Below are 22,519 nucleotides of genomic sequence, written 5' to 3'. Positions count from 1 at the left end.
TGTGTTTTTCTCTAATACTCTTTGACTAATATTTAAGAGACTAATTATTATATTATCTCTTACTTTTCGCTTTTATTTAGCTTTATGAGCATGAATTTACTTATTTTTAATGTAACAATCTAATAGCAATCTAGTAGCAATCTATTTAACATAGACTACATCTTTTTGCCATATTTATAAAAAATCTCTTTGGCTTGATCATCGCTTAAATCATCTGTACTTGTAACTTCAATCCCAGATTCTTTAAGATCTTTAACACTTGAGTAACAAATCATAAGATCTTCAACACATCTAGCAGCCATTGCAAGAATCATAGGAGGAACAACGTCTAAAACGCCTCGATTGTATTCATAAACTTTTGCATCAATCTTATTAGCGCGATTTACCATTAGAACAGCAGGCATTCCACGAAAATAGTCGGTAAATTTTTTAACTGATTTTTCTGGATTGTCTTCGTCTAAATCACGTAAAACTGCGACTCCACCATTTTCGTCGTTAAAACAATCCGCATTAACTCCAGCCATTTTGCAAAAAGATGCAAGAAGCTCTCCTGGCTCTATAGCTGTTAAGAACAGCGCGCACTTTGCCTTTTTTCCAAGCAAACCTTGCAAATCTTCTTCAAAATCCGCTTGCTCAATCTTTTTTACAGCATCATCGATTGAATCACGATTTTGCTCTTCGCTAAACTCTTTTTCAAAACCAAGCAACGCGTCTTCCAGCTCTTTATCGGTAAAAGAAGTACGAACATCGTTAGAATCATTAGAACCAACGCCATTATTGCCATTAACGCCATTATTATTATCGCTAACGTTATTGTTTTTACTCAAATCGTCGTTATCTTTACACATATCTTTTACCTTCTAAATTAAAAAGCCTTGCTTTACTTGTTTTTACTTATCTTCACTTATCTTTACTTATAACTATCACTTCTTAAAACGCTTAAAATCACTCTAAATCACTCTAAGAATATTCTACGCGATTAGCTTATTTTAGGCGCTTATTTTAAGCACTTGGCAAGCAAGCTGGGCCAAACAATATTTTTAGCTCTGCAAAAAGTGACGTATCTCGCTTGACTCTAAATCTATCTCCAAAAGATAAGACTTTTGCGCACCCCTTAGAGTCAATCAAAGCAAGATTTACTTCGCAACAACCGGGATGCCTTGTAACAATGTTTTCAAGCTCTTTTATACGAGACTTTTCTAGCGCTTGCAAAGGCAAAACAATAGTTACAGGTTGAGCGTCTTCTGCCTCTAAGCTTGGAACTTCAAAATCCGTAGCTCTTAAAGAAACAGTTTCGTCTCGAACTTCTACCTGGCCCCTAATTCGCACAACTTGATCAATCGCAAGTTCTGCAGCAGAAGACTCGTAAACTTTGCCAAAGAACATGCATTGTATTGAGCTTTCCATGTCTTCAATAGTTACAATCGCCCAAGCATTACCTTTTTTAGACACTCGCCTATCTACGCTAGTAACAAGTCCTGCAAGAGTTACTTGTTGATTTTCGCTCATAGTTCTAGCACGGTTTAGAAGCTGCGCAATCGACATTTCTCTAAGACCAGCCAAAACAGCAGAAAGTCCACTCAAAGGGTGATCCGAAACATAAAGTCCAAGCATTTCTCGCTCAAAGTTTAGCTTCGTTTTTTTATCCCACTCTTCAACATCTGGAATATTGATTTGTGCGTCTCCAAGCTCGTTACTTGAATCATCCAAATCGGCAAAAAGGTCAAATTGGCCACCTGCCTGCTTTCGCTTAATAGAAATAACTGAGTCAATTAGTGGATTATAAACTTCAAAAAGTGCTCGCCTACAAGTGCTAATTGAGTCAAAAGCACCAGATTTAATAAGCGATTCAACAAGTCTGCGATTCAGAGATTCAAACGATACGCGATTTACAAAATCCTTAAAATCAACGAATTTTCCGCGCTCGCTTTCCCTCTCGCTAATAATATCGTTAACTGCTTTATCTCCAACGTTTCGTACAGCTCCAAGGCCAAAGCGCACAACATCTCCAACTGCAGAATATTCAAGAACCGACTCATTAATATCTGGTTGCAAAACGCGAATACCCATGCGCCTTGCTTCGCCTAAGTAGAGTGCTGTCTTATCTTTATTAGTGCGCTCGTTTTGAAGCAATGCAGCCATAAATTCCACAGGATAATGCGTTTTTAAGTAAGCAGTCCAATAAGAAATCAAACCGTATGCAGCCGAGTGAGCCTTATTAAACGCGTAACCCGAGAATGGAACCAGAACATCCCAAACAGCTTGGGCAGCTTCTTCTGAATAACCATGTTCCTTCATGCCTTTAAAGAACGGTATTTTCTCTTTAGCTAGCACTTCTGGCTTCTTTTTACCCATGGCTCTACGCAAAACATCTGCCTTGCCAAGGCTGTATCCAGCTAAAATACGAGCAGCCGACTGCACCTGCTCTTGGTACACAATCAAACCATAAGTTTCTCCAAGAACATCTTTTAGTGGCTCCGCAACCTCTGGATGAATAGGCGTAATATCTTGCAAACCGTTCTTACGCTTAGCATAATTGGTGTGCGAATCCATATCCATAGGACCTGGTCTGTAAAGCGCAATCAAAGCAGAAATATCGTTAAAGTTATCTGGTTTTAGAGTGCGAAGAAGCGCACGCATACCGTCGGAATCAAGCTGGAAAACGCCTAAAGTATCTCCTCTTGCAAGAAGCTGATATGTTTCTTTATCGTCAAGCGGAATTTTAGTATAGTCAATAGGCTCTTTTCCATTATTTTCAACGTTTTTAAGAGTATCTCTAATAACTGTTAAATTAGAAAGACCCAAAAAATCCATCTTAACTAAGCCAAGCGTTTCGCAAGTGTGATACTCAAAGGTAGTTGTAATCGTGCCATCAGTGCGCTCCAACAGAGGAGATGTATCTGTAATAGGCTCCGAACCCATAATCGTTGCACAAGCATGTACACCCGTTTGGCGAATCAGACCCTCAATACCCTTTGCTTCTTCTGTAATTCGCTTTGTATCTGGGTCACTATCATACATCTCGCGAAACTCGCGAGCTTCCGCATAACGCTTTGACTTTTCGTCAAAAATATCGTGGAAACTCATATCTTTGCCGTTTTTTGGAGGCGGCAAAATCTTTGTAATTTTTTCTCCAACAGAAAACTCATAGCCCATTATTCGAGCAGAATCTTTAAGTGCTTGTTTTGTTTTAATTGTGCCATAAATCACGCATTGCGCTACTTTATCTTTTCCATATTTTTCGCCAACATATTCCAAAACTTTGGCTCTACCTTCTGGGTCAAAGTCAACGTCAATATCTGGCAAAGACACGCGCTCTGGGTTTAAGAATCGTTCAAAAATCAAGCCATGCTTCATTGGATCTAGTTCGGTAATGCCCATTGCATACGCAACCATTGCGCCTGCTGCACTTCCTCGGCCAGGGCCAACCATAACCCCATGCTCTTTTGCCCAATTAATATAGTCTGCAACAACTAAAAAGTAGCCACAAAATTGCATTTGGCATATAACGCCACACTCGTAGTCTGCTTGTTTTAAGACTTCAATAGGAACGTTTTTGTTATATCTGCGCTCTAATCCTTCTTCGACTTTTTTAAGAAATAGCGAAGTCTCATCCCAACCTTTAGGGCAGTCAAATTGCGGCATAAAAGCGCCATCTTCGCCGTCATCAAACATAACATTGCATCGGCGAGCAATCTCAAGAGTATTATCGCAAGCTTCTGGAAACTCCTTAAAAAGCTCACGCATTTGCTCAGCAGACTTCAAATAATAGCCAGAACCGTCAAACTTAAAACGATCTGGATCATCTAAGCGAGATCCAGAATTAATACAAAGCATTGCATCTTGCGCTTCGCGATCTTCTTCGTGCACATAGTGCAAATCGTTTGTAGCAAGAAGTGGGGCATTCAGCTTCTTAGCAATCTCGAGCAAATCTTTTGTAACACGTGTTTCAATAGAAAGCCCGTGATTCATAAGCTCAATAAAGAAATTATCTCGACCAAAAATATCTTGGAACTCGCCTGCAGCGCGTAAAGCCTCATCAAATTGACCTAGACGAAGACGCGTTTGAATAATTCCAGACGGACATCCAGAAGACGCTATAACGCCTTTAGAATACCTTGAAAGCACGTCTTTATCCATTCGAGGATATCGCATAACGCGACCTTCCAAATTGGCTATAGACGATGCTTTAAGTAAATTTGTTAAGCCTTCATCATCTTCGGCCCACATTGTCATGTGAGTAATCAAACCACCGCCAGAAACATCGTCGCTTCTTTGCGCTTCCGTTCCCCAATGAACTCGGCTTTTGTCTTGTCTGGCTGTTTCTGGAGTCACATAAGCTTCGATTCCAATAATCGGCTTAATCCCAGCTTTTACAGCCGTGCTCCACATCTCGTATGCTCCATGCATATTGCCGTGGTCTGTAATCGCAATAGCTGGCATACCCAATTCTTTTGCACTCGCTACTAGGTCTGGTATCTTTGAAGCACCATCCAAAAGCGAATAATGCGTGTGATTATGCAAATGTACAAAGTTTGTTTCTGGCCTAGTCATGCTTGCTATTTTATAGATGCAATATGACCTGTTTTGCTAAATATGCTCGCTTTTATAGTTGCCGCACGGCTTGTAAAGCGTGTTGCAAATCTAGCGGATACTCCGATTCAAGCTTAACTAATTTTCCTGTTCTAGGATGCTTAAATTCTAGCTTAGTTGAGTGAAGCCATTGGCGTTGTAACTCTAGTTTTTCTGCGAGTTTTGGGTTTGCTCCATACATTTTATCCGCCACTAATGGATGGCCAATCGAAGAAAAATGCACGCGTATTTGGTGAGTTCTACCCGTCTCTAAATTTACGCTAACTAAAGTTGCAATTCCAAAGCGCTCCAAAACATCCCAATGTGTTACAGCTGGTTTGCCATTTTTGGTTACAGTAAATCTAAAGTCAGATACTTTCGACCTTCCAATCGGAGCTTCAATAGTTGCTTTGTTTTGCTCCAAATTTCCTTGCACTAATGCCGTATAAGTTTTTGAAACACTATGACTAGCAAATTGCTGCTTCATCTTTTCGTAAGCAAAATCCGTTTTGCAAACGAGCATAAGGCCGCTTGTTCCAACGTCTAACCTGCTTACGATTCCTTTGCGTGATTCGTCGCAAAGCGTTGTGTTTATTCTAATCCCAGCAGCTTCTAGGCTTTCTGGAACAGTAGGCCCGTTCCACCCTTTTGCTGCGTGAGACGCCATTGCAACAGGCTTGTTTATTACTACAACATCGTCATCGTTGTATACGATTTCTAAATCGCATATAGAAGGCTTACTTTGAGCATTACTGGAAGAATCGCGAGCACTAGCACAATCGCAAGCACAATCGTCTTCTTTATTTACAACAATCACATCTGATTCTTGCAAAATAGACGATTTTTGCGACTTTCTATTTAGGATTTTTGCTTTGCTACTTTCGATTAGCGATATTGCGTTTGCACGCGATACTCCCATAAGCTTCGACAAACATACGTCGAACCTGCATCCTGCAAATTGACTCGTAACCGTAAAACGAATATCACTCATCAGCGCGCTCTATAAGAGGAATCCCAATCAAAATAAGGCATATAACTGCGATTCCTGCAAACATAAGCTCAATATCTGCAACATTTCCAACAGACCATCCGTAGTTTATAAAATCTACGACTTTTCCGTTCAAAAAGCCCTGAGCATATTGCGCTCTATCAATAAGATTTCCAAAAGCTCCAGCAAAAGCTAAAGCAAGCGCAATAGTCCAATATAAGGATTTTGTGTGCTTAATAACCGCAATCATAGCAGCGCACGCAGCGCACGCTAACACGCTAATAACCCAAGTAAAAGAAGATCCTAAGCCAAAAGATGCTCCAGGATTCCTAACAAGAGTAAAAGAGAGCAAGTGTGGAAAAATATCAATGTTTTTTCCGCCACTAAGCGCTGCTAATGCCCAAACTTTGGTTATGCGGTCTAGAACCACGCCAATAAAAGCAATCAGTGCAAAAACGGCTGCGCGATTACGCAGCCGTTCTACACGCACATAACTATGCGTCAATGTATTTTCCAATCTAAAGGGATTTAGTAAATACTACTAGCAAATTTTAGTAAATACTACTTATCCTGCTTATCTTGATTTTCCATAGATGTATACGTGTTTTCGTCGGAAACTTGAGCAACAAGCTGACCCAAGAAGTCGGTCAAGCGAGTACGATACTCAGTTTCAAACTGCTTAAGGCTTTGAATGTTTCCTTCAATAACCTTAGTTTGCTTCTCGAGATTCTCACGTACTTGGCGAGCATATGCGTCTGCAGAAGTACGAGTAGTGGAATCGTAATCCGCAGCTCTATGCTGAACTTCTGCTTCGTATTGATCAGCTTGATCGTGAGTTTGCTTGGAGTAGTCATCTGCAGCTTGACGAACCTTGCCAGAGTAAGCGTCTGCCTCGTTGTGAGCGCGAGCCGCATAAGCATCGGCGTCTCCGCGAGTACGCACCGAGTAATCATCCGCATCCCCGCGAGTCTGCTTATTGTATTCATCCGCCTCGGTGCGCGTACGACCAGAGTATTCGTCTGCTTTAGCAACTATATCGTTGTAGCGCGCTTGGCTTTCTTCTACAATCTGCTGAGCCTTTGCCTTGCCCTTGTCTACGTATTGATCATGCAATTGCATTGCAAGAGTCAACATTGCAGTAGCACGCTCTGGCTCCGAACCTTGAGCTTCCGCACCCGCGCCTGCAATCTTTTGCAAGCTACCAGTCTCCGTGCTTGGTTCCATCTTAGAAACCTGCTCGCGAAGCTGTTCTTCTCTCTTATGCGATTCTTCGAGCTGCTTGTTAAGATCTTGAACCTTAGCATTTTCTTGCTGAGTTACAACAAGCTGCTGGCGAACCTCTTCTAACTCACGACCCAAGTTTTCGCTGCTTGCACGGAAGTCATCGCGCTCGCGCGTAACGTTTTCAAGCTCTTCTTGAATCTTCTTATCAGCATCTGCCTTAGCATTATCTGCATTTGCAGCTTGAGCTGTAAGCTGATCTACTTGAGCACCCAATCCATCCAGTTGCTCCTTAAGCTGCTGATTTTGCTCGCTCAATGCACGGTTGTTTTCTTCCGCTTCCTTAAGCTTTGCTGCAAGATCGTTATCACTCTTGCTTGCATTGCTGGATGCTTCTCGCAAATCATTATTTTCTTTAGTTAAAGATTCAACCTGATTTGTTAAGTCTGCAATCTTATTGTTTAAGCTAGCAACATCAGCGCCAAGAGACTGCGTAGAAGCCCCAAGTCCTTGCACGGCCTGCTGACCAAGCGCTTCGATTGTTTCTGTAACCTGATCTAAAAAGTCATCAACTTCGTCAACGTCATAGCCTCCCTTGAATCTAACGATCTGGAAGGTATGCTCGCGAATGTCTTTAGGCGTTAACAGAGCCATAATGCATTACACCTCACTTTTGGGCGCGCAGCCCTTTTGATATATCTCTTCGATGCTATCACGTCCATAGAAAAAATTGTGTAAAAAGCAATTATTTTTTACGAAATCTGCCAATATTTTATTATTAAGACTTATTTTGAGTGAATGTTAAGTAAATAATGTTGAGTAAATAATGTGATTAATAGATAATAATACGAATATCATTTAAGAATAGTAGCGATTGCGCGCATATAGTAAACATTCTTAATGTCTTAATAAAAAATCTTAATAAATCATAGATAAAAGCATTTGTAAAACAATTATCAAAAAGTAAACAACCATAAAACTTACGTCTAAACTTATGTTACCAAGCCTTACAGGTGGTATGAATCTACGCGCAAATCTTAAAAGCGGTTCCGTTAAATAATATATAATTTGAGCAAATTTTCTAACAATCGCATTTGGCCTAAACGAATGAAATACGATTGGAATCCAGTCTAAAATTGCGCGAATAAATAGCACTGTTAAATATGCGCTTAGAAAAAGATTAATGATTAATATTAAGCTGTTAAAAATCATAAACTCACTTCCGTAAATAAACTTTCTTAAAACTTTCACAAGTAAACAATCATCACAATAAAAGTTAAGAAGATTTTTGTTATTAGATAATTTTTATTCGATAATTGATATTAGATAATTTAAGGCAGAAATCTCAAAGAGACTCTGCCTTAAATCTAAATAACGCATAAAGCAAATGCTATAGAGCGGTCTTTGCTACTAAGCTTGTATCTTTACGAGAACAATTCTCTAGCAGAACCGCCATTAGGAGCGTCTTCTACCTTTATGTTTACTTGCGAAGGACTTAGAAGAAACACTCTTGGCGTTACTCGCTCAATAGACCCACGAACACCAAACACAACTCCAGCAGAAAAGTCAACAATGCGATACGCAACAGATTCACTAACACCAGTAAGATTCAAAACAACTGGAGTTCCATCTCTTAACGCACGCCCAACTAATTGAGCATCGTCATAAGACTTTGGATGAATCGTTGTAATGCGACTCATGCGGACTGCTCCAGCACGAGAAGAAGTGCCATTACCCAACTGCGATTCTGAATTATGCAGACTTATAGGAGCAACGTTGTGATCGTTGTCAAACGAAGTTTCTTGCGCTTGAGAATCAACGAAGTCATCGTCGTCTTGAACATCACTCATGCCTACGTAAGACATCATGTTCTTCATAAAGCCAGCCATTAAGCTGCCCTCCTATCGCTATGCTTAACGTAGAAAATCAGGAATATCCAATTCGTCTGGTTCATCTTGAGGCTTATCTTTAGAAGCCGATGCTTGGTAATTCTGGCTTGGTGCAACAGAATCAAACATGGAAGAAACAGGATGCGAAGATTCTTCAGCAACAACAGGCTTTGCGGGAGGCGCGACTGGAGTTGTTGACTGAGCTGGGGCAACAGAATCAACTCCTGCTTGCATATCTACAAAAGCACCAGCCTTATCGTCTTCCACCTTAGGGTGGGAATCAAAACCAGCGGCAATAACCGTAACGCGGACTTCGTCTCCGTAAGAATCGTCCAAAGAAAGACCCCAAATAATCTGGGCTTCTGGATGAATCGCCTTGCGAACAAGTTCTGTTGCAGCACTTGCTTCTTGCAACTTCAAATCGCTTGGACCTGCAATGTTAATCAAAGCACCGTGAGCACCTTCAATGCTCTCTTCGAGCAATGGGGAGCTAATAGCAATTTCAGCAGCTTGAGTAGCTCTGTCTTCTCCCTTTGCAGCGCCAATTCCAAACAGCGCGGTTCCAGCACCACGCAAAACGGCGGTAACGTCCGAAAAATCAACATGAATATAAGAATTCATGGTAATCAAATCGGTAATACCTTGCACGCCTGCAAGCAATGCGGTATCTGCCGTCTTAAAAGCTTCAATAATTCCGATAGTTCGATCTGAAATTTCCAACAAACGATCGTTTGGAATAACAATCAAAGCATCGACTTCTTTACGAAGATTTTCAATACCAAGTTTTGCCGATGCAGCACGCTGAGGTCCTTCAAACCCGAAAGGACGCGTAACTACTGCGATTGTTAAGGCACCCTGCTGGTGTGCAGCTCGCGCAACTATTGGGCTTGCACCTGTACCAGTTCCGCCGCCCTCGCCGCAAGTTACGAACACCATATCGGCGCCCTTTAATGCTTCTTCAATGTCGGATTGATGATCTTGTGCAGCTTTTGCACCCTTTTCTGGATCAGCACCAGCACCGAGACCACGACTTGAAGCATCAGATAATGAAATCTTTACATCAGCGTCGGAACGCAACAAATCCTTAGCATCAGTGTTGATTGCTACGAATTCTACGTTCTGTAAACCCTCGGTGATCATTCGGTTGACGGCGTTACCACCGGCTCCACCGACGCCGACTACCTTGATTATGGTTTTGTCGTTGAAATTGTCAGTCTGGGCAATCTCGCTCACCGTTGTCTCCTGTCACTCACACGCACGTTTTACGCAATACTTTAGCGCAAAACGCTCGATAATGGCGACGTTTTACAAATAAAAACTTAAAAAATGTCACCGATTCGATAATACACCGTGCTATACGCAAATATTTAAGGCGTTTTACCAACAAAAGTTTTGAACATTAAGCAATAGCTTAGACGCCATTTTTAACAGCCGCTAAACCCTAGAAAACTCTAGAAAAACGCTAGTAGCTAGCATCCATCGGGTCATTGCCAAAAAGCTCTTTGCGCTCCTCGCTAGTGGTAATTCTTGAATCCAACCAGCCATATGGCAAATGAACTTTTTTAGCAAAACGAACTCGGCCGCGCGGCGTGTCTAAAACCTGCTCAGGAAGCTTAAGCGATAAATCCAATGCATCAATATTGCGTTGAACATCCTCAATAGACTCGCATTCCATAAAGCTTTTGCGAGTTCCTCCTCCAACTGGGAAGCCTTTCAAATACCACGCAATATGCTTTCGCAAGTCATGAACTGCCATTCGTTCGTCGCCATCATAAAAGTCAACAAGAAGCTCCAAATGCCTTAAAATCACTTTGCAAACTTCGCCAAGACTTGGATTAACGCGATTATCGCTGCCATTGCAAGCAGAACGAATATCAGCAAAAATCCAAGGACGCCCCTGGCATCCGCGGCCAATCGCAACGCCTGCACATCCTGTTTCTTTAAACATTGCAAGAGCGTCATCCGCGCCCCAAATATCTCCATTACCAAAAACAGGAATATCTAAAGCCTCTACAAGCTCGCTAATACGGCTCCAATCGGAATGGCCACCATAATATTCTGCAGTCGTACGCGCATGCAAAGTAACAGCCGCACAACCCTCTTCTTGCGCAATATGACCAGCTTGCATAAAAGTCTCGTGGTCTTCGTCAATTCCAACGCGGAATTTAGCTGTAACTGGGATTCCTGCTGGATTACACACGCTTACAACGCGATGCAAAATCTCTTGAAGCAAATCCGTTTTCCAAGGAAGAGCAGATCCGCCACCGCGCCTTGTAACTTTAGGAACTGGGCAGCCAAAGTTTAAGTCAACGTGATCTGCCATATTTTCGTCAACAACAATTCGAGCAGCTTGCTCCACAATTAAAGGATCCACTCCGTAAAGTTGCAAGGAGCGCACTTTTTCGCTAGGCGCAAAACGGCATAAACGCAAGGCTTTTGGATTTCTTGCGACTAGTGCGCGTGCAGTAATCATTTCTGCAACATACAAGCCATCTGGCCCGTACTCTCGGCAAATCACGCGAAAAGGCCAGTTAGTAATACCAGCCATTGGAGATAAAACAACAGGAGTTGCAATATGAATTTTCCCTAAATCCACTGGTTTAATAGAAAAATCCATATTGCTTTAACTCCATTCACTTTAATATTTTTGCTAGATATATTTTTGCTGGCGATTTTACGCGACTTTTCACTAGCGACTTTTTACTAAATACTTATTAGTACAATCCGCCAGCTTGAGCAATCTTTACAGGCTGCGACTCGTCAACGCCGCTTTCCTTAGCAACATCCACACCGCCGTCTGCAGCGCGCGTGCCAACAATCTCTACAGGTCCTTGTGGATACTTAACGCGCTTTTCGTTAATGCGGCTTGCTACGTAATCTGCAACCTTGTCTAAGGAAACACGCTCTTGTTGCATAGTGTCGCGCTCGCGGATTGTTACAGCATGATCTTCCAAAGTATCGAAGTCAACTGTTACACACAAAGGAGTACCAATCTCGTCTTCGCGGCGATAGCGGCGACCAATAGCACCAGCCTCATCGTAGTCAATAACCCAATCATGCTGTCGAAGATCCGCAGCCAAATCTTGAGCAACCGATTGCAATTCTGGCTTCTTGCTTAATGGCAAAACAGCAGCCTTAACAGGAGCCAAGCGAGGATCAAGTCTAAGAACCGTACGCTTATCCACTCCACCCTTAGTGTTTGGAGCTTCGTCAACATCGTAAGCATCAACCAAAAATGCCATAAGCGAGCGCGTAAGACCAGCAGCAGGCTCAATAACGTAAGGCACGTACTTTTCGCCAGTAGCCTGATTAAAGTAGCTCAAATCCTCGCCAGAATGCTTAGCGTGAGCAGACAAATCGTAGTCGGTACGGTTTGCAATTCCTTCAAGCTCTCCCCAGTCAGATCCTTGGAAGCCGAATTTGTATTCAATATCTACAGTGCGCTTGGAATAATGGCTTAGCTTCTCTTTAGGATGCTCATACATGCGCAAATTCTCTGGCTTTACGCCCAAATCAACATACCAATTTACGCGCGTATCAATCCAATACTGATGCCAAGCTTCGTCTGTTCCAGGCTCTACGAAGAACTCCATTTCCATCTGCTCAAACTCGCGAGTGCGGAAGATGAAGTTTCCAGGCGTAATCTCGTTACGGAAAGACTTACCAATATTCGCAATGCCAAATGGCGGCTTCTGGCGAGTAGAAGTCATAACGTTCTTAAAATCAACAAAAATACCTTGCGCTGTTTCTGGTCGCAAATAATGCAAGCTGTTTTCGTCTTCTACTGGCCCCAAATGAGTGCGAAGCATCATGTTAAAATCGCGAGGCTCCGTCCAATTTCCGCGAGTTCCGCAATCTGGGCAAGCAATGTCTTTTAAGCCATTTTCTGGCATTTTATCGCCATGCTTTTCGGCATAAGATTCTTCGAGCTTATCTGCACGATGGCGCTTATGGCAATTCAAGCACTCAATAAGAGGGTCGTTAAACACAGAAACGTGACCAGACGCAACCCAAACTTGAGAAGGCAAAATAACAGACGTATCTACGCCAACAACATCGCCACGAGTAGTGACCATATAACGCCACCATTCGCGCTTGATATTATCTTTTAACGCAACGCCCAAAGGGCCATAATCCCACGCGGAGCGAGTTCCGCCGTAAATCTCTCCAGCTGGAAACACAAATCCACGACGCTTAGCCAGCGACACAACTTCATCAAGCTTTGAAACAGCCACAATACACCTTTTTCGTAAATCTAGAAAATTCGGGTGAAACGGTGTTTATTATAGAAAAACCCTGTGACGCTAACGCAACATATAAAGCTACATAAACATATAAAGCTACATATATAAGCTAAACGAATACAATAATGTATAAGCATAATTTTGCACACGCATTTGTATTTTGAAAGGACTTAAAATGAGCGAAAACAATGTTGAAAAGACTAATGATAACAAGACTTGCGATACTTGCAATAACAAAAATTCCCACAAAACTAATACAGTTGCAGCATTATGCATTGCTCCTAGCGGAGTTGGCGAAGAACTCAGCGAATACGTAGCAGATTGCGTTAAAGTGATTCGTGATTCTGGATTAAAAAACGAAACAAACGCAATGTTTACAAACATCGAAGGCGAATTCGACGACGTTATGCGCGTTGTAAAAGACGCAACTATGGTTCTTGTAGAAAAAGGCTACCGCACAGGCGTTATATTAAAACTAGACATTCGTCCTGGTTTTAGCGGTCAAATCGACGCAAAAGCTGCTCTTGTAGACAAGATTCTTGAAGAACGCGAAAACAAGTAATTTGTTAATAAATAATTTATAAATAAAACATAAAATAGAGCTAAATTGCAATAAGCAAAATAAGAAAGCAGAAATTAATGCTGCAAATTAAATCAGTTAAGCAAATATTGTCCAACATAAAAGAAACTCAAGCAGATAGAGAAAAGCAGTATAAATACCTGCATCAGCATCCTGAATTATCTATGCAAGAAACGCATACAGCACAAGCAATCATAGATATTCTTACTAAAGATGGAATTGAAGCAAAGCGCGTTGGAAAAACAGGAGTTGTAGCAATAATCAAAAATGGAGAAGGGCCAATAGTTGCTATGCGAGCAGATATTGATGCTCTTCCTGTTACAGAAAATTCAGGAAAAGACTACGCTTCAACAGTTACAACACAAGATGAAAATGGTAAAACAGTTGGAGTTTCACACGCTTGCGGTCACGATTTTCATATTGCAAGTTTACTTGGATCTTTACAAGCTTTTAACAATCATAAAGAAGCATGGCATGGAACCTACATTGGAGTGTTTCAACCAGGAGAAGAAACAGCTCAAGGCGCAAAAAGCTTGGTAGAAAATGGCATTACACGCATTATTCCAAAGCCAGATGTTTATCTTGGTCAGCATGTTCTTGCAGCAATTCCTGCAGGAACAGTTGGTATTAAATCAGGAGCATTTTTAACTACCGCATCTTCAATTCGCGTACACATTTTTGGTAAAGGATCTCATGGATCTATGCCAGAATTAAGCGTTGACACTGTGGTTTTAGCTTCGTCTATTGTGTTGAAATTGCAAACGATTGTGTCTCGTGAAGTAGCTGCTAAAGATTACGCAATAGTTACAATCGGCGCAATAAACGCTGGAAGTAAGTCAAACATTATTCCAGACGATGCGGAACTTTTGATTAATACTAGAACATACAGCGAAGATACTCAAAAATTTGTTCACTCTGCCATTGAGCGAATTGTGCGCGGAGAGTGCAATCTAGCACGATGCCCAAAGGAACCAGAATTTACATACTATGACCGCTATCCATTAACCAATAATGACGAAGCATCAGTTTATCGCGTGCGCGAAGCTTTCGACGAATATTTTGGTGAAAATTCTGTACAAATCAGCAAACAGTCTGCTTCTGAAGATTTTTCTATTGTTGCAAATGCTTTCAATACACCTTACGCATACTGGGGATTAGGTGGATTTGAAGACATGAAAAATGCTCCAGGAAACCACAATCCAGCTTTTGCTCCAGATTTGCAACCAACTCTAAATCGTGGACTTGAATCAGCTGTTGTTGCAGCTTGCGCATGGCTAGCTTGCGACTAATAAATTAATTCTACTAACAGATAAGTTTAAGCGTTTTTTACGCCACCAAACCTGCGGTCGCGATGCGCATAACGGTCGATTGACCTCCACAACGCTTCGCGACCATAATCTGGGAAGAGTTCTGGAACAAAATCAAGCTCCGCATAAGACGCTTGCCAAGGCAAAAAGTTGCTAGTGCGCTGCTCTCCCGAAGTGCGAATCACAAGATCGCAATCTGGAATATCTGGATTATACAAATGTTCTGCAATCATCTTCTCGCTAATGCGATCACCCTTAATTTTGCCGCTTTTAACTTCCCTAGCAATTGCCGCGCAAGCATCTGCGATTTCCGCGCGACCTCCATAGTTTAAGCAAAAAACAACGTCAATCGTAGTGTTATTTTTTGTGATTTCTTGAGCTTTTTCCAACTCGTCAATAACAGACTTCCACAATTTTGGCCGTCTTCCAGCCCAACGCACGCGCACTCCCCACTCGTTCATTTGCGCAACTCTGCGGTGAATAATATCTCTAGAAAATCCCATCAAAAAATGCACTTCTTGAGGAGATCTCTTCCAATTTTCGGTAGAAAACGTGTACAAGCTTAAGTAGCGAACACCTGCTTCTATGGCTCCTGCAATAGTGTCAAAAACCACTGGTTCCGCCGCTTTATGCCCTTCAGTGCGAATCATTCCGCGCTCTTTAGCCCATCTGCCATTGCCGTCCATAATCACGCCTACATGGCGAGGAACTTTACCTTTAGGAAAATCTGGCACACGGCTAGGATCACTAAATGGAGCTGCTGGAATATTTAACGAAGTGTAGTCAACGTTTTCAAAACTCATAGTTAAAATCTAACAACCCCATTGAACGAATAGCTAAAGCGTTTTGCAAAGCTAAATAAAAGCATGCAAAATCAAGTAAAAAATCAAGTAAAAAATCAACTAAAAAATCAACTAAAAAATCCGCTATAGTTCTTGTAAAGCTTCCAATAAATAGTTCAAATATCTTTTCCCAAAGCAAGATTTGTACCATCTAGCATGCTCTAAGAATCCAGTATCGTAGCCCCAAATCTTAAAATCGTAAGATCCATTTGACTTTAAGTAATAGTCTACAAATTCCACACATTGCTCGATTTGACTTACGCTAAGAACAAGCGGAAGCAACTCTTTTTCAACATCTGCTAATGGTTTAACGCTAGAATATCCTTGCAAAATTGACTTAACTAAGTCCGTTCTAAATGAATCTTTTTTGCCATTCGCAATATCTACCCATTGAATTGTGTTGCGTTCTAAAGTCATTGCTAAATCGTAGATTGCTGTGTTTTTATACGCCATTCCAAAGTCAAACACTGCACTTGGAGCACTACCTTCCCACATAAAATTAGATATATGCGGATCTCCATGAGTCCACTGCTTTTTTAGATTCGCGTACCCTAAATCGTAAATTTTTTTGCATGTTGGAGCAAATTCACTTAAATCTTTTACAAAATCACGATTCTGCTCTTTTAAGAATTTTGCTAAATCAGGTCTATTTTTTAACCAAACTTCTGCAGCTTTTTGCACGTCTTCGCTTGCACAAAGACTAAATCTTGATTGAAAAGCGTTGATTTCCTTAGGATTTGGCTCGTCAAAACTTTGCGAAGCTAAGGCGATTTTTGCCATCATTACTCCAAGATTTTTGGCTTCTTCGCACGTCTTAGGCGGATCCCAAGTATACGCGTCTTTGTATCTATCTTCTCCGCTAGCTTTTAAAGTCACTTCGTAAGCGCAATCGCCTATTACAAGAAGAGTGCCGTCTACGTAAATATCGCCAGAAGTATCGCCAGAAATATCGCCACAAATATTCTTTTCTAAACCTAAAGACTCGCTATTTTTGTTAAAATACAAGTACTTTGGCGTGCTTATTTTGTTTTGTAAAAGATGCTCCGCAAAACGATGATACGGCCTAATTGTGCTTGCTTGCCTAACTTTTGTGCTGCATCTTTTAATATAAACGTCTAAACTTTGCGATTTTTTTGGCGAATCATCTTTGTAATGCGCGCGAATCAATGAACCTGCAGCCATCGGGCGCAAACTATGGCTTAAAACGCAATCTGCTTCTAGCGGCTCATCTAAAAGCGAGCACACCATATTTGCCTCATCTAAATCAACATTTGCCCATCTTTGAGCAACAATATCTAGTTGAGGGTCGTTGCTTTCGTTTTCCATATTTGCTCCAATTATTGCCACAGGTTCATTGAATTGTGATATTTATTTTCGATTGTAATTGCGTTTGCAATCGTTATTATGCTTGCGATTCAAGCACATGCTGGCCGACTATTCTGGCAAATACTCGTTTGTTACGCATCCGCTTTCTAGGCTCTTTAGCGCGCAATCAAGAGGCACGCTTAAGTGGCCATTTTCACCCATCCAACGAGTGTAGTTTTCCACCAAAGCCATGTCTGCTGTACCCCAACGACCATTCTTGTCGTACCAAGATGGAATCACTTCGTCTAGAGAGGCGCGCAAAGCCTCTGGGCTAATGTGGCAAAGCGCATTTTGCAAAGCATCAACACCAGCCTGAGGGTCTTTTCCTGCAAGCTCATAGCCCTTAACGGTTGCGCTTGCAAAGTTGCGTATTAATTGCGGATTTCGCTCAATCATCTCTTGGCGAGCGCAAACATAGTAAGAATGATGAGGCGCTACGCCAATAGAATCGAATGGAAGAACAACAACTTGGTCAAATGGAAGCGAACCCTGGTATGGCTCCCACCAAGCTACGTTAATAAAAGCGTCGCACATTCCGCGCTCTACTGCTCGAATGTCTGGCTCCCATGGGCCTGGATCAATTGTAATCAGCTTGCTAAAATCGCCTCCGTCGGCAGCAACAGCCTGCTGAAGCTCTGTGTATAAACGCTTAACGCCCATAGGGATTACTACGCGCTTTCCTTCTAGATCTTTAAATCGCGTAATGCCAGTGTTTTTATTTGTTATGATTCCGCCAATTTGCGATTGATTCATTACAGCAAATGACGTTAGCTTGTTTGCACCATTTTGATGAGCCAAAAGCTGGTTTAAGCGAACAAGAGCTATATCTACTTCTCCACGCTCCAAGCATGCTGGAACATCTCCGCGCTCCGTATCTGTGCTTGTAAACTCTACGTCTAATCCGTATTGCGCATATAATCCGCGCTTTCTTGCAAGGTACATTCCTGCGTGATTCGTCCATGGATGCACATATTCAAGACGTACTTTTAGCATACTAACTCCTTTGTTTTATAGTGATTTGTGATTTTATCTTGACTTTTATTTGCGACTTTTCTTGCGACTTTTGCGCGCTGCTAACTTGCGATTTTTCTTGCGACTTTACAAAAGTGGGCGAGGTGATTAATCCCCCGCCCACAAATCAAATCTTACTAGCAAAAGTTAAGACTTAAGCGCGTACTTCTTTGCCAGAAGCAAAGCGGCTTAATGCGCCAGTAGCAGCAATACCCTTGTACAAGTACCACATAACTACACCACCAATTACAGCACCAGAAATCATGCTGCAAAGTGTGTGAATCATCATGAATGCACCGAAGATTGGAACACCTGCGTAGTAGAACGGATAGGTTGAAACGATTCCACCCAAACCAGCTAATGCGCCAGAAAGTGCAGTCAAACCAACGTTCCACTTGCGATACATAACAAACAAGAATGCAAACTCAGCGAACAAGCCCTGAACAAAACCAGGAAGAACGGTACCAATACCGCCCCAGTGGCTACCAACAGTCAACTCAACCATTGCAGCAATAAACTCGCCGAATAGTGCAGCGCCTGGCTTGCGAACCATAATAGCAGCTAAAGGACCAGCGAAGTAGAACAAACCGTAGTACAATGCGCTAACGCCTGGAACTGGAATAAGCTTAAGAGCAGCAGAAATAGGCTCACTAATCAAGCCGATGCCCCAGAAGATAATACCAGAAGCTACAGCAATAACAACCGTGAGCGTAACATCGGCTACGTTCCAACGCAAGGATGGACGCACGGTCTCTTCTTCAACAGATGTACCCATTAGGGTCTCCTTTCATCTTTAACCAATCAAACAAAGGCGACCCTGCAGAAAACTCCGTACGTCGGCATTACCCGATTCACGTTAAACGGTTAGACAGTAATCTTCTCAGCTCTTAAAAGAGCACCCGTGCCTGATATCATTCATATTGCATCAGACAGCGAGGACAAATTTTATAAAATTCAAACATAAAATTAACAAAATCGCTCATTAATATAGATAATAGAAACGCTAATCAAAATACAGTGAATTAGAATTTTTCTCGTTCAAGCGCATAGATTTAATAGGCTTTTCTAGCCAATATTCACACCATTGCTCAACGCATTTAGACGTTAAATCGTCTATACTTGTTCCGTCTAAATTTTGCCAATCGCCATTAATTAATGAAATCATTTGCAAACGCACTAAATCATTACACTTAATAGACTCTAAAGCATGATCTTTAGAGCACATAACTCCACCACTAGCTGCCGAGAAATAGTCTAAATCATTGCGTGTTGAACAAATAACGCACTCATTTAACCTAGGAGACCATCCAGCTAATTGCAATGCTCTTAAAACGTACGAAAGCGCTATTGATTCAGCACTATGCAAACTTTTAGAAAGAGCAGACAAAGCAGCTATAAGAAGATTGTATTGTGAGCAAGAATCCGAATATTGTGCGCAAGACGAGACTAAATCGTCTGCAATCTCTGCAATCATGCTAGCACAACTATACAGATTGTAATCCGCACAAATGCTACCAGCATAAGGCGAAACTAAAACCGCTTGAGAAATAACATCAAAAGTTTTGCCAGTTGCAAAAAGTGCATTAACACGCATAAATGGCTCTAAGCGCCCACCAAATCTAGATTTTAACCGCCTTACACCTTTTGCAACAGCTCGAACCTTGCCATGCTTTTTAGTGAGCATAACAATAACTCGATCAGCTTCCCCAAGAGGAAAAGTCTTAAGAACAACAGCTTCATCGTTATATAACGGCATTAATCAATAACTCTTAGCTTATATAATCCCTAAATCTAAGTGAAAAATAGATTATTAATTATGATTTGGGTTTACAAATCCGCCAAAATTAGATTCGCCAGTATCGTCAAAATCATCTGAATCATTATTTGCTTCGCGAGAAGAATCTTCAACCGAAGTGTCAAAATGGTTCATAACAGGGAACGAAAGATCTGGAATATCTAAATTAAGACTTTGCGAAGGCTCGAACTTAGGCGAAGCAAGAAGTGAAAGATTCAAATCTCCAATGGATTTAGAATCATTTACATTGTTATTACTTGCATTGTTAGCATTTGCATTATTTACACCATCAGCATTCGCACTAACAACATTCGCACTATCTTCCTTCTTTTCTGCATCTTTAACTTTTCCAAAATCATTATTGTTAGTAGCAAAATTGTTGGAGGCAGCATTAGGAGCATAAGACGGAGGGAATGCTGGAGGCATAACAGTAGACGCTTGCGACATTTCGTCGTCTGTATCGTCACTTGCTTCAACACTCGCAGAGTGAGGAGTAAAAATCGCCTTCTGCGCATGATGCTCAACAGGAATAGATGGAGGAATTGCTGGAGGCATTAATGGAGATGGAGCTGGAGCTGCCGCAGGTTCAACAACACTAGGTTCAACAACACTATGTTCAACAACACTAGGCGCAGAAGATGTTTTAGAAACAACATTTTCTTGTAAATCATTATTAGACTTAGCAGAAACGCCAAAATTAGCAGAATCAACAGAATCACTAGGATCGAAGTCTGTATACTTAGCAACTCGATCATAAGACTCAAGTCTGCTTAATAAGCGAACGCAAGCATTTAGATAATAGTCCACTTGGCGCTCGTCATATCCTCGTTTTCCAGAACGTTGAGTAAACAGAACATTAGAAACAAACATTGCGTCAATTTTGTCTAAATCGCTTAAACTGCTTCCCCAAACTGGATTATATCCAAGAAGAACAGCAATCTTATCTAGCGACTTATTTACAACATTGTCTACTTGTTTTTTATCGTAAGAAGGCTTACGCGATTGCGCGGAATCAAAGCGCATTTTATAATCGCGCTGGGAATGAGAAAGCAAAACTCTATATTCTTCGTCTGCTTGTGCCTTCCAAACAACCTTGCCGCGATTAGAAATCTCGTACTGCGTAGTCTTATCTACAACTGCACGCTCTAATCTAGAAAGAGCAGCATCTACTTGAGGAATAGCATATCCTTCATCTTCTAAATCGAAAGATACGTCTTGAATATCTTTTTGAGTAAGACTAATGTCGCTAGATTCATACAAAGAATGAGCACGCTCAAGAAAATCATTAACTTGCTCTACGCTGTAACCCTTCTTGCGCTTACCTACACGCTCAATACCTGAAGAATTACGCGCGGTATCAGGTTTACTCGCCATAAACAATAGACCTCCTGAACAGATTCGTATTCATTACACTTTACGCGATTGTTAAGACGCATAAACAAAACACACGCAAACACGCAAATGATATATGCGCAAAACACGCCTAAAACACAAATCAACGTTCTAGTACACACCATACTGTATCTTGTTTCAAGCGGGCGATTAGCTCAGCTGGCTAGAGCGCCACCTTTACACGGTGGATGTCGGGGGTTCGAGTCCCTCATCGCCCACTTTCCGCTTTACAAGTTCTTAAAGAATCTAGATTCTTCCCAGCCTTTATTTTTACTAACGCTTTGTATGCGTCATCCAATGTTTTTACGCTTACAACTTTTAAGCCTTGCGGAATATTCCCAACAACTTCATTGCAATTGCTGTTTGGCGATAAGAACCATTTAGCTCCGTCTCTTTTTGCAGATATCATCTTTAATCGAATACCGCCGATTGCCCCAACTTTCCCAGAGTTATCAATGGTTCCCGTTCCAGCGATTATTTTTCCACCAGTCAAATCTGTGTTTGTAAGCTTGTTCAAAATACCCAAAGCGTACATCATGCCTGCAGAAGGTCCACCAATATCGTCTATATGCAACTTAATTTTTACGTTTTTTACATTCACATTAAGATGCTTCTTCGCATAATCCAAAGCCGCCACTTGCGCAGAAGATTGCGAAGAAGTCATTTGCTTATTTGTTTCTTTTTTATAATCACTTGCGTTTTGATTTACTGGAACAAGAACTTCTCTAGGTAAAACTTGCTTTTTAGAATCAAACCAAGATGCAATCGCATATATATTTGGAATCTCGTAACCTGGTATTCCAGACGTATTTACTGTTACTAAAAGAAGCTTTCCACTTTTTGACGAAGATTTATAGTCAGTATTCTTAACAGCGCTATTTTTAACATTAATCACATATTTTCCAAAAGACTTTCCTAGAACATCTTGAGTTGGCCCAGGTTCTTCAACAACATACGCACTTGGTAGAAAAAGCGCGATAATCGACATAACTACAATAAATAACCCAACAAAATACCTAAATGACTTAGCGGAAAAATATTCAATAAGATCCCCAACAGTATTTTTAAGAGTAGCGAATATATTTCTATTGATTTTATTAAACACGTATGTAATCTTATTAGGCATCTTATTAGGCATAAAATTAATAGTATATGTAAATGTGCATAACCTACACTCTAAGAACCCTCACAAGATGCGGTTTTTGAAAAAATTTGAAAAAGTTATACACATTATTAATTTATTAGCAAAAATCACCATGTATCGAGTAGAATCTTTTATACGTAGTTAAAACTGTATAGTTAAAAACTATGTA

Annotated in this window: 19 protein-coding genes, 1 tRNA gene and 1 riboswitch; of the genes, 3 read left to right on the top strand and 17 right to left on the bottom strand. The window is 41.2% G+C overall.

Features of this window, described 5'->3' with window-relative positions:
- Nucleotides 1-155: 155 nt before the first annotated feature.
- The 10 genes from MAF46_RS00860 to MAF46_RS00815 all read right to left on the bottom strand — a co-directional run bounded on the left by MAF46_RS00860 (nt 156) and on the right by MAF46_RS00815 (nt 12,905).
- On the bottom strand, nt 156-848 hold the full coding sequence (locus MAF46_RS00860; RefSeq protein WP_004130326.1) for a hypothetical protein: 693 nt from the start codon (nt 846-848) through the stop codon (nt 156-158).
- 154 nt (nt 849-1,002) lie between these two features.
- Nucleotides 1,003-4,554, bottom strand: a complete 3,552-nt coding sequence (dnaE, locus tag MAF46_RS00855; protein ID WP_060785565.1) for a DNA polymerase III subunit alpha — start codon at nt 4,552-4,554, stop codon at nt 1,003-1,005.
- Between the two features lie 52 nt (nt 4,555-4,606).
- The gene (locus MAF46_RS00850) at nt 4,607-5,563 is read right to left on the bottom strand and encodes an RluA family pseudouridine synthase (protein WP_004132599.1); all 957 of its coding nucleotides are present in this window, start codon (nt 5,561-5,563) and stop codon (nt 4,607-4,609) included.
- Entirely contained in the window at nt 5,556-6,050 is a 495-nt protein-coding gene (locus MAF46_RS00845; RefSeq protein WP_004132600.1) for a signal peptidase II, read from the bottom strand. The genes MAF46_RS00850 and MAF46_RS00845 overlap by 8 nt, the downstream gene beginning before the upstream one ends.
- A 71-nt stretch (nt 6,051-6,121) precedes the next feature.
- Entirely contained in the window at nt 6,122-7,435 is a 1,314-nt protein-coding gene (locus tag MAF46_RS00840) for a DivIVA domain-containing protein (RefSeq protein ID WP_004132601.1), read from the bottom strand.
- 264 nt (nt 7,436-7,699) lie between these two features.
- The gene (locus tag MAF46_RS00835; RefSeq protein WP_004130342.1) at nt 7,700-7,993 is read right to left on the bottom strand and encodes a YggT family protein; all 294 of its coding nucleotides are present in this window, start codon (nt 7,991-7,993) and stop codon (nt 7,700-7,702) included.
- 212 nt (nt 7,994-8,205) lie between these two features.
- A complete protein-coding gene (locus MAF46_RS00830; protein ID WP_004130343.1) occupies nt 8,206-8,670 on the bottom strand; it encodes a cell division protein SepF in 465 nt (154 codons plus the stop codon).
- Nucleotides 8,671-8,694: 24 nt separating this feature from the next.
- Nucleotides 8,695-9,903, bottom strand: a complete 1,209-nt coding sequence (gene ftsZ, locus MAF46_RS00825) for a cell division protein FtsZ (protein ID WP_018616189.1) — start codon at nt 9,901-9,903, stop codon at nt 8,695-8,697.
- Between the two features lie 229 nt (nt 9,904-10,132).
- On the bottom strand, nt 10,133-11,287 hold the full coding sequence (gene dusB / locus MAF46_RS00820) for a tRNA dihydrouridine synthase DusB (RefSeq protein WP_004130345.1): 1,155 nt from the start codon (nt 11,285-11,287) through the stop codon (nt 10,133-10,135).
- Between the two features lie 97 nt (nt 11,288-11,384).
- Nucleotides 11,385-12,905: a glycine--tRNA ligase gene (locus MAF46_RS00815; RefSeq protein WP_020758931.1), complete on the bottom strand. Its 1,521-nt coding sequence runs from the start codon at nt 12,903-12,905 to the stop codon at nt 11,385-11,387.
- 184 nt (nt 12,906-13,089) lie between these two features.
- Between MAF46_RS00815 and MAF46_RS00810 the strand changes: the two genes are divergently transcribed.
- The gene (locus MAF46_RS00810) at nt 13,090-13,476 is read left to right on the top strand and encodes an MTH1187 family thiamine-binding protein (protein WP_004132604.1); all 387 of its coding nucleotides are present in this window, start codon (nt 13,090-13,092) and stop codon (nt 13,474-13,476) included.
- Between the two features lie 77 nt (nt 13,477-13,553).
- Entirely contained in the window at nt 13,554-14,783 is a 1,230-nt protein-coding gene (locus MAF46_RS00805; protein WP_020758932.1) for a M20 family metallopeptidase, read from the top strand.
- 26 nt (nt 14,784-14,809) lie between these two features.
- Here the strand turns inward: MAF46_RS00805 and MAF46_RS00800 are convergent, their stop codons facing one another.
- From MAF46_RS00800 to MAF46_RS00775, 6 genes are all read right to left on the bottom strand, one after another.
- Nucleotides 14,810-15,604 carry an isoprenyl transferase gene (locus MAF46_RS00800; RefSeq protein ID WP_004112377.1) on the bottom strand — a complete coding sequence of 265 codons (795 nt, stop codon included), beginning with the start codon at nt 15,602-15,604 and terminating at the stop codon, nt 14,810-14,812.
- A gap of 123 nt (nt 15,605-15,727) precedes the next feature.
- Nucleotides 15,728-16,969 (bottom strand): phosphotransferase enzyme family protein, encoded by a 1,242-nt coding sequence (locus MAF46_RS00795; RefSeq protein WP_060785566.1) that lies wholly within the window; start codon nt 16,967-16,969, stop codon nt 15,728-15,730.
- 108 nt (nt 16,970-17,077) lie between these two features.
- The gene (locus MAF46_RS00790; RefSeq protein WP_060785567.1) at nt 17,078-18,001 is read right to left on the bottom strand and encodes an ABC transporter substrate-binding protein; all 924 of its coding nucleotides are present in this window, start codon (nt 17,999-18,001) and stop codon (nt 17,078-17,080) included.
- 172 nt (nt 18,002-18,173) lie between these two features.
- Nucleotides 18,174-18,794: an ECF transporter S component gene (locus MAF46_RS00785; protein ID WP_004130359.1), complete on the bottom strand. Its 621-nt coding sequence runs from the start codon at nt 18,792-18,794 to the stop codon at nt 18,174-18,176.
- A 36-nt stretch (nt 18,795-18,830) separates the two neighbouring features.
- Nucleotides 18,831-18,932: riboswitch (TPP riboswitch) on the bottom strand.
- Nucleotides 18,933-19,022: 90 nt separating this feature from the next.
- Entirely contained in the window at nt 19,023-19,775 is a 753-nt protein-coding gene (gene recO, locus MAF46_RS00780) for a DNA repair protein RecO (RefSeq protein WP_004130360.1), read from the bottom strand.
- Nucleotides 19,776-19,829: 54 nt separating this feature from the next.
- Nucleotides 19,830-21,188 carry a DivIVA domain-containing protein gene (locus MAF46_RS00775; RefSeq protein WP_004130363.1) on the bottom strand — a complete coding sequence of 453 codons (1,359 nt, stop codon included), beginning with the start codon at nt 21,186-21,188 and terminating at the stop codon, nt 19,830-19,832.
- Nucleotides 21,189-21,350: 162 nt separating this feature from the next.
- Between MAF46_RS00775 and MAF46_RS00770 the strand changes: the two genes are divergently transcribed.
- Nucleotides 21,351-21,424 (top strand) — tRNA-Val (locus MAF46_RS00770).
- On the opposite strand, the gene MAF46_RS00765 is transcribed toward MAF46_RS00770, so the two are convergent.
- Nucleotides 21,415-22,332, bottom strand: coding sequence for a YlbL family protein (locus MAF46_RS00765; RefSeq protein ID WP_414101435.1), 918 nt, complete (start codon nt 22,330-22,332; stop codon nt 21,415-21,417). The genes MAF46_RS00770 and MAF46_RS00765 overlap by 10 nt on opposite strands.
- Nucleotides 22,333-22,519: the final 187 nt, after the last annotated feature.

This window comes from Gardnerella pickettii (assembly GCF_029226345.1).
In the GTDB taxonomy this organism is placed as follows: Bacteria; Actinomycetota; Actinomycetes; order Actinomycetales; family Bifidobacteriaceae; genus Bifidobacterium; species Bifidobacterium piotii.
The sequence above is the reverse complement of the archived record's forward strand: the minus strand, read 5'-3'. Positions and strand labels throughout refer to the sequence as shown.